General features: G+C 71.5%; 8 protein-coding genes. 7 read left to right on the forward strand and 1 reads right to left on the reverse strand.

The window, feature by feature from the left end; translation table 11 throughout:
- Nucleotides 1-1,145 precede the first annotated feature (1,145 nt).
- From ACQP2E_RS24050 to ACQP2E_RS24080, 7 genes are read left to right on the forward strand one after another with little or no spacing between them, the layout of a single operon-like run.
- Nucleotides 1,146-1,619: a chemotaxis protein CheW gene (locus tag ACQP2E_RS24050; protein WP_433825196.1), complete on the forward strand. Its 474-nt coding sequence runs from the start codon at nt 1,146-1,148 to the stop codon at nt 1,617-1,619.
- The gene (locus ACQP2E_RS24055) at nt 1,616-2,989 is read left to right on the forward strand and encodes a CheR family methyltransferase (RefSeq protein ID WP_433825197.1); all 1,374 of its coding nucleotides are present in this window, start codon (nt 1,616-1,618) and stop codon (nt 2,987-2,989) included. Before ACQP2E_RS24050 ends, ACQP2E_RS24055 begins: the two co-directional genes overlap by 4 nt.
- The gene (locus ACQP2E_RS24060) at nt 2,986-3,528 is read left to right on the forward strand and encodes a chemotaxis protein CheW (RefSeq protein WP_433825198.1); all 543 of its coding nucleotides are present in this window, start codon (nt 2,986-2,988) and stop codon (nt 3,526-3,528) included. The genes ACQP2E_RS24055 and ACQP2E_RS24060 overlap by 4 nt, the downstream gene beginning before the upstream one ends.
- Nucleotides 3,525-4,994: a methyl-accepting chemotaxis protein gene (locus ACQP2E_RS24065; RefSeq protein WP_433825199.1), complete on the forward strand. Its 1,470-nt coding sequence runs from the start codon at nt 3,525-3,527 to the stop codon at nt 4,992-4,994. The genes ACQP2E_RS24060 and ACQP2E_RS24065 overlap by 4 nt, the downstream gene beginning before the upstream one ends.
- Complete coding sequence (locus tag ACQP2E_RS24070; protein ID WP_433825200.1) at nt 4,994-7,036, forward strand: hybrid sensor histidine kinase/response regulator; 2,043 nt, start codon at nt 4,994-4,996, stop codon at nt 7,034-7,036. Before ACQP2E_RS24065 ends, ACQP2E_RS24070 begins: the two co-directional genes overlap by 1 nt.
- The gene (cheB, locus tag ACQP2E_RS24075; RefSeq protein ID WP_433825201.1) at nt 7,033-8,106 is read left to right on the forward strand and encodes a chemotaxis-specific protein-glutamate methyltransferase CheB; all 1,074 of its coding nucleotides are present in this window, start codon (nt 7,033-7,035) and stop codon (nt 8,104-8,106) included. The genes ACQP2E_RS24070 and cheB overlap by 4 nt, the downstream gene beginning before the upstream one ends.
- Complete coding sequence (locus tag ACQP2E_RS24080) at nt 8,103-10,091, forward strand: response regulator (protein WP_433825202.1); 1,989 nt, start codon at nt 8,103-8,105, stop codon at nt 10,089-10,091. Before cheB ends, ACQP2E_RS24080 begins: the two co-directional genes overlap by 4 nt.
- A 6-nt stretch (nt 10,092-10,097) precedes the next feature.
- On the opposite strand, the gene ACQP2E_RS24085 is transcribed toward ACQP2E_RS24080, so the two are convergent.
- A complete protein-coding gene (locus ACQP2E_RS24085; RefSeq protein WP_433825203.1) occupies nt 10,098-12,401 on the reverse strand; it encodes an N-acetylmuramoyl-L-alanine amidase in 2,304 nt (767 codons plus the stop codon).
- Between the last annotated feature and the right edge of the window lie 154 nt (nt 12,402-12,555).

A 12,555-nucleotide genomic window follows, 5' to 3' on the forward strand; every position in this document is an offset into this window, starting at 1 on the left:
CTTGCGCTTACGGCTGTCTCAACGCCCCCGAGACAGCCGTAAGCGCAAGCCAGACCTGTTCGTGGGCCGCCCGAGCAGGCAGCGCCGACGTGGACGTGGACGTGGGCGCGGGCGCGGACAGGGGCACACGGTGAGCGCCGGCCCGCCCGAGACGCCGGCACACAGTGAGCGCCGGCCCGCCCGAGACGCCGGCACACAGTGAGCGCCGGCCCGCCCGAGACGCCGGCACACAGTGAGCGCCGGCCCGCCCGAGATGCCGGAACACGGTAGGCCCGGCGGTGGCGCGCTGAACTGAGGGGGCCGGACGACCGGCTACGTCACACGCTTCCCCGAATTGTCACGGAGAGTAAGTGACCGGCAAGACGGGCCTCCGTCGCCCCTCTGATCTTGGAGACCTGTGGATGCTCTGACCCACACAGGTCTCCACAAAGCCCGAACCCTCCACCATTGCGGTCGCAGTGCGTCACCGGGGTGCTCGGGGGAAGCCTGACATCGGTACGCCGTGGCGGCGGCTTCCCGGAAACTCGTGAGTTTGCGGTCGTTCGGCCGGCCGAACCTCACAAGATCTGTGAGGCCGACCGTCACCTCGCGGCCCAGGGACACGCCCCCGCACCCCGCCACCGATGCCGTGGGCTCAAAGCTCGGAGCACCTGGCGCGTGGACGGGAGCGCACGCATGCCCGGAACGGCGTAGCTGGGGTCGCACGGTTGCGGTCGGTGTGACCTCACCACGGCCAGGGCGTGGACCCGGGCACACGCTGGCATTCTGTGCGACCTGACCCACCCCGCTGCCCGGCCCGCCCCGTCACCTCACCCGCGCCGTCACCTGACGCGCGCCGTCACCTGACGCGCGCCGCCACCTGACGCGCGCCGCCAGCCGACGCGCGCCGCCAGCTGACGCGCGCCCCGACCTCACCCACCCCGCTACCTGACGCGCGCCCGCGACCTGACGCGCGCCCGCGACCTCACCCACCCCGCCACCTCACGCGCCCCGTCACCTGACGCGCCCCGCGACGTCACCCACCCCGCGACCGGATTCGGGCGGCGGGCGTGGGCGGGGCTTTGGGCGTACCCCGGGGCCGACGGCAAGGGGGCAAAGCGAGCGAAGCTCGCGAAAGCCCGCGATCTGGTCGCTAGCCTGACCGTGTGGGGGAGGCAGCGGTCGGCGTTCGGGTGATCGCTCTGGTCTTTCAGGCCGGGCCGCTTTTCTGTGCGTTTCCCCTGGAAGAGGTGGTGGAGACGATGCGGCCTTTGCAGACCCGGCCGCTCGCCGGGACGCCGCCCTATGTTCAGGGGCTGACCATTCTGCGCGGGATGCCCTCGCCGGTGATCGACGTGACGCGGCTGCTCACCGGGGAAGCCGGGGAAATACATCGGTACGTCGCGGTTCGAGCAGGGCGGGGTGTTGTCGCGTGCGCCACCGGGCCGGTGCTGGGTGTGCAGGACATCGATGTGGAGCCGCCAGAAGGGCCGTCCGCCGCGCTGAGCGGTGTGGTGTCGCGGGCGCTGATCGCCGGGGTGGGGCGGATCGGGACTGATCCGCTGCTGCTGCTTCGCGGGATCCGTACGGTGCCGGACGACGTGTGGGAGGCCGCTGCCGGTACGGGGGCCGTCGCATGATCCGGGCCAGTGATCTGAGCCGGTTCTGGGAGTTGCTGCAGCGGCGGCTCGGATGGACGCCTACCGATCAGGACGGCACGCAGACCACCGAGGTGCTCTCGGCGCGGTCGGCGGCGCACCAGATGAGCCCGCGGGAATATCTCAACCAGCTCGCGAAGCCAGGCTGGGACACCGAGACCGCGGAGCTCGCCGACGCGCTCAGCATCACCGAGACCTACTTCTTCCGGCACGGTGACCAGTTCCGGATCCTGCGCGACCAGGCCATTCCCGAGCGGATCGCGGAACGGCAGGGCCAGCGGGTGCTGCGGCTCATCTCGGTGGCGTGTTCGTCGGGTGAGGAGGCGTACTCGCTGGCGATCGAGGCGTACCGGGCCCGGCCGGGCAAGGATTGGATCGTTTCGGTCACCGGGGTGGACGCGAACCGGCGGGTGCTCGCCAAGGCGCGCGGCGCAACATACTCGGCGTGGTCGCTGCGGGAGACGCCGGAGGACATGCGGCAGCGGTGGTTCCGGCCGGACGGCGACAACTTCCGGGTGGTGCCCGAGGTGACCGCCACGGTCCAGTTCGTCGAGCAGAACCTGGCCGACGAGGCGCCGCAGCTGTGGCATCCGGGCCGGTACGACGTGATCTTCTGCCGGAACGTGCTGATGTATCTCACCCCGGCCGTGCAGGCCCGGCTGATCGAGAACTTGACCTCGTCGCTCGCCCCCGGTGGTTATCTCTTCCTCGGGCACACCGACTCGCTGGGCAGCAGCCCGGACGGTCTCGAGGTCTGCCACGACGGCGGGACGGTGTGGTACCGGCGCTCCTCTCTGGAGCCGCAGGAGACGGCGTTCGCTCCCCCACCGGCACCCCGCCGGGTCGAGGCGCCGGCCCCGGTCGGGGACGACGTCTACCCGCGCGCGCTCGGGCTGCTGCGCGACGACCGTTTCGCGGCGGCGCTCGACCTGCTCGGCGACACCACGGAGACCCGGCACCTGCTGCTGCGCGGCGTGCTGCTCGCCCAGTCCGGCCGGGTGGACGAGGCCCGCGACACGGCGCACCGGCTCATGGATGTCGGCGGTCCGCACCCGGACGCCCACCAGCTGCTCGGCGTCTGTCACGAGCTGGACTGCGCCGACCAGGCGGCCGGGCAGTACCGGCTGGCCGCCTATCTGGACGCGACGTTCGCGATGCCCCGGCTGCGGCTCGGCCTGTTGTTCCGGCGGCGCGGCGACGATCGGGGCGCGGTGTCCCACCTGGAACCGGCCCTGGAGTTGCTGGCCCGTGAGGACGAGGAGCGGATCGTGCTGTTCGGTGGCGGTTTCGGACGGCTGGCGCTGACCACGCTGTGCCGTACCGAGCTGGAGGCCTGCGGGGTGCGGCGGTGAGCGGGCCGTCGGTCGCGGACCGGGTGTGCCGGCTGCGCGCGGACTTCGACCGCTCGTTCGCCGAGCCGGCCCGGACCCTCGGCGCGGACAGCGTGGAGCTGCTGGCGATCGGGGTGGGCGGCCGCCCGTACGCGCTACGCCTCTCCCAGGCCTCCGGAGTCCACCCGGACCGGCCGGTGACCGCCCTGCCCACGCCGGTGCCGGCGCTGCTCGGTGTCGCCGGGTTCGCCGGGACCGTGGTGCCCGTCTACGACCTGGCCGCCCTGCTCGGCCACCCGATCCCGGAGCGGCCCCGCTGGCTGGTCCTGACCACCGGTTCGCCGCCGCTCGCCCTGGCGTTCCACCAGCTCGACCACCACATGCAGGTCCCGATCACCGACGTGGTGGAGGGTTCGATCGGCGATGCCGGGCCGCACGCGTACCTGAAAGGCCTGGTACGCCTGCCCGACGGCAACCGGCCGATCGTGGACGTGCCGGCGACCCGCGCTCTCGTACATCAGCTGGCCGGACACCAGCCCGAACCCGAGGAGTCCTCATGATGGCCGGACACACCTACGGCCGGAAGTTGGCGACCGGCATCGCCATCACTGTCGTCTTCACCGTGCTGTCGATCGCGGTCGCCGTCGGCGGCCTGAAGTTCGTCGTCGACTCGAAGGACCGGGTGATCTCGGCGGCGACCACGAACCTGGCCGGGGCCGAGTCCCTGGGCCGGCTCTTCGAGACCCGGCTCGCCGACATCCGTGGTTACCTGCTCAACGTCACCGACGAGTACTCGGACGCCGCAGCGGCCGACCGCGTCGCCTTCCAGAAGCAGATCAGCGACCTGCGTGGATCCCTCGACGACTCCACCGCCCTCGGCATCCTGGAGCGGGTCGAGGACGCCGAGCAGGGTTACACCGACGCGATCACCAAGGTGATGACCCAGCGCGCCGGCGGCGCGACCATCGAGCAGATCCGCACGATGAACGACGGTCAGGCGAAGCCGTTGCGCCAGACCATGCAATCCGAGCTGGCGAACCTGATCGCCCGGGTCAGGGCCGACGTCGAGGGCAATCGCGAGGAGTCGTCGTCGCGGGCGGCCCTGGCGATCGCCGTGATCCTCGGGCTGGGCGCGCTCGCCACCGCCTGCGCGGTCGCTGTCGCCTGGCGGCTGAGCCGGGACCTGCGCCGCGAGGTGGGCGCCGCGGTGGGCCACATCCAGAGCTCGTCGGCACAGCTGGAGGCGGCCGCCGCGCAGCAGGTCAACGGCGGCCGGGACCAGGCCAGCGCGATGAGCGAGATCACCACGACGATCAGCGAGCTGCTGATCACCTCGCGGCAGATCGCGGAGTCCGCCCAGCGGGTCTCGCAGATCGCCGAGGACACCGAGGCGGCGGCCCGGGCCGGCGATTCGACAATCGATCAGACCCGGGCGTCGATGACGGCGATCCGTACCCAGGTGGACCAGATCGTGCAGCACATGCTGGCGCTCGGTGAGAAGTCGCAGCAGATCGGCTCGGTCGTGGACCTGGTGTCGGAACTGGCCGAGCAGACGAACATCCTGGCGATCAACGCGACCATCGAGGCGAGCGGCGCCGGCGAATGGGGCCGGCGGTTCGCCGTGGTGGCCGAGGAGATCCGCAAGCTGGCGGACCGGACCGCGGCGTCGGCCAAGGAGATCCGGGCGCTGATCGAGGACGTCCGGGGCGCGGTCAACACCACCGTGATGGCGACCGAGATCGGGGCGAAGGCGGTGGACTCGGGCGCGCGGCAGTTCAACGAGGCCACCAACTCCTTCCGGGAGATCGTGAGACTGACGTCCACCACGAACGACGCGACCCGGGAGATCGAACTGTCCACGAAGCAGCAGACCACCGCGGTGGAGCAGGTCAACGTGGCGGCCGGCGACACGGCCCGGGTGTCACGGGAGACCGAGTCGAGTGCCGTACAGACCAAGCAGACCGCCGCGCACCTGACTGCGCTCTCCGGTGAGCTGCTGGAACTCGTGGGTTCCGGTAAGCACTGATGGGCCGCGATCCCCTCCGGTACTTCCGGCTCGAGGCGCGCGAACTGATCGACCAGATCAGCGCCGGTGTGCTGGACCTGGATCAGCGGCCCGGGCCGGAACCGGTCGGGCGGCTGCTGCGCGCCGCGCACACGCTCAAGGGCGCGGCGCGGGTGGTGAAACAGAAGGAGATCGCGGACTTCGCGCACGCCTTCGAGGAGATCCTGGTTCCGTACCGGTCCGGGGACGCTCCGCTGGCATCGGAAGAGATGCGGGAACTCCTCCGCCTTAATGACGAAATATCGGCTCAAGTCGTACAAATGGAGGCGCCTGCGCCGGAGCCTGCGACCGTCGTCGAACGCCCCATCGAGACGATCGAACCCGCGGAGATCCCCGCGCCCACCCGGGCCTCGACCAGCGATCTGGACGAGCTGCTCGACGCGATCGGCGAGGCCAACGCCCAGATGGCCCCGCTGCGTGACGGCTGCGGCACCATCGAACGCCTGCACCGTGCCGCCGAGGCGCTCGCCGACCAGCTTCGCACCGGCACGACCGGCGCCGTGCGCGCCGCGGCCGTCCGGCTCGCCGGTGAGCTGGGCACCGCCGGACGCCGGTTCACCGACGCCGTCGACCAGATCGAACGCGAGCTCGACGACGTCCGCGGCAAGGCCGAAGGGCTGCGGCTGGTGCCGGCCGGCAGCATCTTCACCACGCTGCGCCGGGCGGTACGCGACGCCGCCGACGCCGAGGGCCGCAAGGTGCGGTTCGAGTCGCGCGGCGGCGACATCCGGATGGGTGTGCACCTGCTCGGCCCGGTCAGCGGGGCGTTCCTGCACGTGGTGCGCAACGCGGTCGTGCACGGCATCGAGCCGGAGGCCCAGCGGCTCGAGGCGGGCAAGCCGGCCGAGGGGACGATCACCCTGGAGGTGGAGCGGCGCGGCCGGTTCGCGATCTTCCGGTGCGTCGACGACGGGCGCGGCTTCGATCTGGACGGGCTGCGGCGTACCGCCCGCGAGCGTGGCCTGCTCGGTCCCGGTACCGCCGGTGACCAGGAGCTGGTCGATCTCGTCATGCACGGCGGGATCAGCACGACCACGAAGGTCACCGAGGTGTCCGGGCGCGGCATCGGCATGGACGCGGTCCGCGAGGTGGCCGCGCAGCTGCACGGCGAGGTGCGGGTCCGCAGCACACCGGGCCAGGGCGCCACGGTCGAGCTGATCATCCCGCTCACCCTGCTGAGCATGACCGGCCTGATCGTCGAGGCCGGCGGCGCCAGCGCGACAGTCCCCTTGGACGCGGTGCGCGGGTGCCTCCGGCTGAGTGCCGCGGAGGCAGCCACTGCCGCCTCCAGCGGCCGGATTCTGTACGACGGAAGCGCAGCCCCGTTCCTCCCCCTGGCCGAGGTCCTCTACACCGGCGACACGGTTCCCGACGCGGCGGGCACCGGAGCGGCCATCGTGGTGGACTGCTCGGCCGGCATGTTCGCGATCGGTGTGGACCGGCTCCTGGGCACGTCCGCGCTGGTGGCCCGCCCGCTGCCGGAACTCGCGCCGGCCTCCGCGGTGATCAGCAGCGTCTCCGTCGAGGCGGACGGGCGGCCCCGTCTCGTGCTGGATCCGGAAGGGCTGGCCGCAGCGGTGCTGCGCGGCCACGGCCCGGGCGCCCGGTCGGCGTCCGCGTCGGCCGCCGAGCCGCTGCCGGTCCTGGTCGTGGACGACTCGCTGACCACCCGGATGCTGGAGCGCAGCATCCTGGAGTCCGCCGGGTACGAGGTCCAGCTCGCCGCCTCCGGTGAGGAGGGCCTGGAGAAGGCCCGCTCCGGGGGGTTCGGCCTGATCCTCAGCGACATCGACATGCCCGGCATCGACGGCTTCACGCTTGTCGAACGGATCCGGGCCGATCCGAAACTGTCCACCACGCCCTGTGTCCTGGTCAGTTCGCGGGCGAGCGCCGCGGACCGGGATCGCGGCAAGGCGGTGGGCGCCGACGCGTACGTGGTCAAGGGCGAGTTCGACCAGGAGGAGCTGTTGGCACACATCCGACGCTTGGTGGTGCGCTCATGATCCGGGTTCTGATCGTCGAGGACTCCATCACGATGCGCCACCACCTGCGGGAGGCGCTCGCACCCGACCCGGACCTGCAGGTGGTCGGCGAGGCCGGGGACGGCGAGCACGCCGTCGAGCTGGCCGGGCGGCTGCGCCCGGACGTCATCACGATGGACATGATGCTGCCCGGGATCAGCGGCCTGGCCGCCACCGAGCACATCATGGCCGAGCATCCGATACCGATCCTGGTCGTCTCGTCGGCGGACCGGCAGGAGCTGTTCAGCACGTACAACGCCCTCGCCGCGGGCGCGGTCGACGTGCTGGAGAAGCCGCGCGGGGACGACTCGGACGCCGACTGGGGGCACCGGCTGCGGTCGACGCTGCGGATCGTCTCCCGGATCCGGGTGATCACTCATCCACGGGCGCGGCTCGGCGCGCGGGCGCGTACCGCTCCGGAGACCCAGCCACCACCGCCACCGCCGGTCGCGCCGATCGCCTCGCCGGCGCTGAGCGTGGTCGCGGTCGGCGCGTCCACCGGCGGGCCGGGCGCGCTCACCGAACTGCTGCGCGAGCTGCCGCCGAACTTCGCCACCCCGGTGCTGGTGGTGCAGCACATCGCGGCGAGCGAGCAGTTCGCCGTCGCGTTCTCCGACTGGCTCGGCGGGCAGACCGGCCGCAACGTGCGGTACGCGACCGACGGCACGCCGGTGAGCCGGGTCGGCGGACAGGTGCTGCTCGCTCCCCCGGACCGGCACCTCTACGTCCGCGACAAGCTGCTGCGTCTCAGCGACGGCCCGCCCCGGCACTCCTGCCGGCCCGCCGTCGACGTGCTGTTCGAGTCGGTGGCGGCCGAGTTCGGCCCGACGGCGGCCGGCTGTCTGCTGACCGGGATGGGCCGGGACGGCGCGGCCGGGCTGCTGCAGATGCGCGGTAAGGGTGCGGTCACGTTCGCCCAGGACGAGGGGAGCTGCATCGTGTACGGCATGCCCCGGGAAGCGGCTCTGCTGGGTGCGGCCGGGTACGTCCTGCCGCCCGGGCGGATGGCTGCCCGCCTCGCCGAACTGCACCCCGCGGCGGCCCGGAGATGACACCGACCGTGCTGATCGTCGATGACAGCCTCACCGTGCGGATGGACCTGAACGACGCGTTCTCCGACGACGGCTTCACCACCATCCTCTGCGCGACCGGCGCCGAGGCACGGGCCGCGTTCGCGTCGTCGCGGTTCGACGCGGCGGTGCTCGACGTGATCCTGCCCGACGCGGACGGGCTCGAACTGCTCACCGAGCTGCGCGGCACGCACGCCGAGGTGGTCACCATGCTGCTCTCCAGCGAGAGCGAGGTGGCCGATCGGCTGGCAGGGCTGCGCACCGGGGCCGACGAGTACGTGGGGAAGCCCTATGACGCGGGGTATGTGGTCGCGCGTACCCGGCAGTTGCTCGGCGAAGCGCCGGACGGTGCGGCAACCGACCGTACCAATGTGCTGGTCATCGACGACAGCGTGACCTTCCGCGAGCAGTTGCGCGAGCTTCTCGAACCCGAGGGGTACGGGGTTCTGACCGCGGCCAGCGGCGAGGAGGGGCTACGGATGGCGGCCGATCGCCGGCCGCACGCGGTGATCGTGGACGGCGTGATGCCGGGCATCGACGGCGCCACCGTGATCCGCCGGATCCGTCTCGACCCGGGGCTGCGGGACACCCCGTGCATCCTGATGACCGCCGCCGACGACTACGCCACCGAGATGCAGATGCTGGACGCGGGCGCCGACGCCTTCGTCCGTAAGCAGCAGAACCTGGCCGTGGTGCTCGCGAAGCTGGCGGCGGTGCTGCGGCAGAGCGCCGAGCAGCTGCCGATCGAGTCGATCGGCAGCCTGCACGGTCCGGGCAAGGTGCTGACGATCAGCCCGCACCGCGACGACCTGGACCTGTGGTCGGAGGCGCTGCGCACCGAGGCGTACGACATCGTGCAGGCCACCGGGATCGATGACGCTCTCGATCTGCTGGCCGCCCAGCCGGTCGACTGCATCGTGCTCGGTCTCGACGACGACCTGGAGCTGGCCACCGAGGGCTGCCGGCGGGTCCGTGAGGTGCCGCGGGTCGGCGAGCTGCCGATGATCATGACGGGCGAGGAGGAGCGGATGCTCGACTGCCTCGCGGCCGGCGCCGACGACTACGTCCGGGACAGCGACGTGCCGGAGGGGCTGCGCATCCACGTCCGCGCCCAGATCCGGCGCAAGCAGTCGCACGACGAGGCCCGGCGGATCCGTGAGGAGTTGATGCGCCGCGAGCTGGACGCCGCCGAGGAACGCTCGGCCCGGCATCTCGCCGAGACCCGCGCCGCGCTGGTCGAGGAGCTGGAGTGGCGCAACCGCGAGCTGGAGGCGTTCTCCGGGTCGGTCTCGCACGACCTGCGCGGGCCGCTCCAGGTGATCAGCAGTTTCGCCGAGCACGTCCTCGACGAGGAGGACGGCGAAGAGCTCGGCGAGCAGACCCGGCACCGGATCACCCGGATCCACGCGGCCGCGCTGCGGATGGCCGATCTGGTCGAATCGCTGCTGATCCTGGCCCGGGCCAGCCGGGGCGAGCTGCGCCGGGAGACGTTCGACATGACCACCACGATCCGGCAGGTGATCAGCGACGTGGCCGCCCGCGACCCGGCCCGGATCGTCGAGTACGCGGTGACCGAGGGGATGACCGCCGACGGCGACGAGGGCCTGGTCCGGGTGATCCTGGAGAACCTGATCAACAACGCGGTCAAGTTCACCCGCAAGGTCGAGCACCCGGTGGTAGAGGTCGGCGGCGCCGGCGACAAGTTCTACATCCGGGACAACGGCGCCGGGTTCCCGGCCGATCAGGCCGGTCAGCTGTTCCGGCCGTTCGCCCGGCTGCACGACGCCCGGGACTTCCCGGGAACCGGCATCGGGCTGACCACGGTGCACCGAGCGGTGGAGCGGCACGGCGGGGAGATCTGGGCGGAGAGCGCCGAGGGCAAGGGTGCGACGTTCTGGTTCACCCTGCCGGCCTCCGCCGAGCACAACGGGCCGGAGCGACGCGGAAGTCCGCGCCGCTCCGGGTGACAGGTCCTAGTTCCCGAAGACGAGACCGTCGGAGATCACGGCCGGCCGGCCCGAGGTGCCGAGCACCTCGATCATGATCTTGTGCTTCCCGCTGGACAGGTTCCGGGTCCAGACCGCCTGCCGGTACGCGTTCTTGCTCGACTTCAGGTCGACCGTGCTGACCTTCTTGCCGTCCACGTAGATCGCCACCTTGCCGGACTTGGCGGTCTTCGTGAACAGCAGCGCCGCGGTACGCCCGGTGAACGTCCAGGTCAGCTTCCGGCCCTTGGCCGACGCGGAGAGCGCCTTGCCCTTCAGGTGCGCGGAGTTCTTCACCGTCGTCCACGTGCCGGTCTTCTTCGCCGAGGTCTCCGCGAGCAGCGACACCTTGCGGCTGATCTGCGCCCCGCGGGCGTTGCCGGCGACGTCACGGGCGGTCACCGTGTAGACCGTGGTGCCCGGCTTGACCGTGGTGCTCCAGCTCCTGGCGGACGCCCCGAGCTTGGCTGCCCGCGGCTTCGTCACGGTGAACCCGGCGAACGCCGCGTTGTCCTTCGCCGACAGGGTCAGCGTGACCGGCGCCGAGGTGGCGCTGTACGTGCCGGTCCGCAGGTTGACCGCCATGCCGGCGGTCCAGGCCGGCGCGGTGACGTCACCGAAGACCGTCGTGCCGACCTGGGCGTGGCTGCCGGAGACGTGCACGGCGCGGACAATGATGCTGTGCTTGCCGGCGGCCAGGCTCAGCGTCGCCGAACGCGCGCTCGCCGCCGGCATGCTGAACCGCTTGCTGTCGACGTAGATCTCGAAACGGGCGATCTTCGAGGTCGCGGTGCTCACCGACCAGGACAGGCCGACGTTCTTCTTCACGTAGTAGACGCCACCGGATGCGGCGCCGCCGGTGGGTGCCTTCAGCGCCAGGCCGGTGATCTGCTCGACCGAGAGCGCCCGGATGGCGGGCAGCCGGGCGTACAGGTTCTTGCCGGGGCAAGCCGTCGCGTCGGCGTCCCGGTGACCGGAGACCCGCTGGATGGTGACCTTGGCGCCGGCCGCGTACTTGCCGTTCGAGGAGCCGGCGGTGACCGTGACGCTGCTGGTCGGGTTGTAGTTGTACTTGCCGAGACGGGCCGCGGCGACCTGGCCGATCACCTTCTCGATCGTGGCGTTCGAGGCGGCCGTCTCGAAGTTGCCGATCACCGAGATGGCGGCGTAGTTCGTGTTGAAGCCCTGCGTGTGCGCGCCGACGACCGGGACCTCGACGCCGCCCTTGCGGCCCTCGAACAGCTTGCCGCACTTGTCCAGCAAGTAGTTGTACCCGATGTCCGACCAGCCGTTGCTCTTCACGTGGTACGCCTGAATGCTCCGGACGATCGCCGCCGACTCCGAGCAGGCGTAATCGTTGGTGGTCGCGGTGTGGTGCACCCAGAGCGCCTTGACCTCGGTGCCGATCGAGATCGACTTCACGATGGTCTCGTCGGCGCTCCAGCCCTTGCGGTTCACGTACGCCGGGAACTGCGCCTTGACCGGCACGGTGGAGGTCGGCACCGGCGACGTGGTCGTCGGCGCGGTCGTGGTAGTCGTCTTGGTGGCCGCCGGCGACGTGGTGGTCTTGGCCGGTGACGGCGTCGTGGACGGCGAACTGGCGCTCGGCGACGGCGACACGCTCGGCGAGGCGGACGCCGACGTGGCCGAGGCAGCCGGGCTGGCGCTCTCGGACTCCTCAACCGTCCCACCGGAGGTGCTCTCGTCGGTGGGGGTGGCACTCGCGGACTCTTCAGCCACGGGCTCACCGCCTCCCTGGCCGCCGGCTTCGGTGCCCGGGTCGATCAGGTCGAGGCGCAGGCCCTTCGGCAGGCCGCTTCCGGCGCCGGCGATCCGGGCCGCCACGCCGTCGGACGGGCCGACCCAGAGCGGCTCGGTGCCGCCACGTCGCGCGGTGTCGGCCGCCTCGGCGCCGTCCGGTCCGATGTCCGAGCGCTCCAGGCTCTGCCAGCCGGTCCACTCGCCGGTCTGCACGCTGCGGGTGCGGACCTCGATGGTGCCGTCCGGCGCTGCCGCCGGGTCCGACCAGGTGATGCCGAGCAGGCTGAACCGCTTGGTCTCGCGCTCCGGCACGTCCACGTCGCCGCCGCCGGACGACGCGGCGATCTCGACCGTGTTCAGATCCGTCTTGATGGTCGGCGGCTCGGCGGCCGGGTCGGGCGGCAGCACGGTGACCGTTTCCGCCACGAACGTCGGGTCGGCGCTGTCCGGCCAGGCCAGCACGGCTACTCCCCCGCCGGCAGCGAGCACAGCGGCCGCGGCGCCCACACCGATGGCCAGACGTCGATTCATCAAACCCGGTCCCCTTGGTCGATCGAAGATCTTGCGGGCGTGAACGCTACCGGATCGTCCGCTCCACCATGTGCCCGGATCGACTGAGACGACTGGAATTAACGCGGCTTGAGATGACTCGTTATCAAGTCACCTCAAGCCGTCGCGTCACGTC

This window comes from Actinoplanes sp. CA-015351 (genome assembly GCF_050955685.1).
Lineage (GTDB): Bacteria > Actinomycetota > Actinomycetes > Mycobacteriales > Micromonosporaceae > Actinoplanes.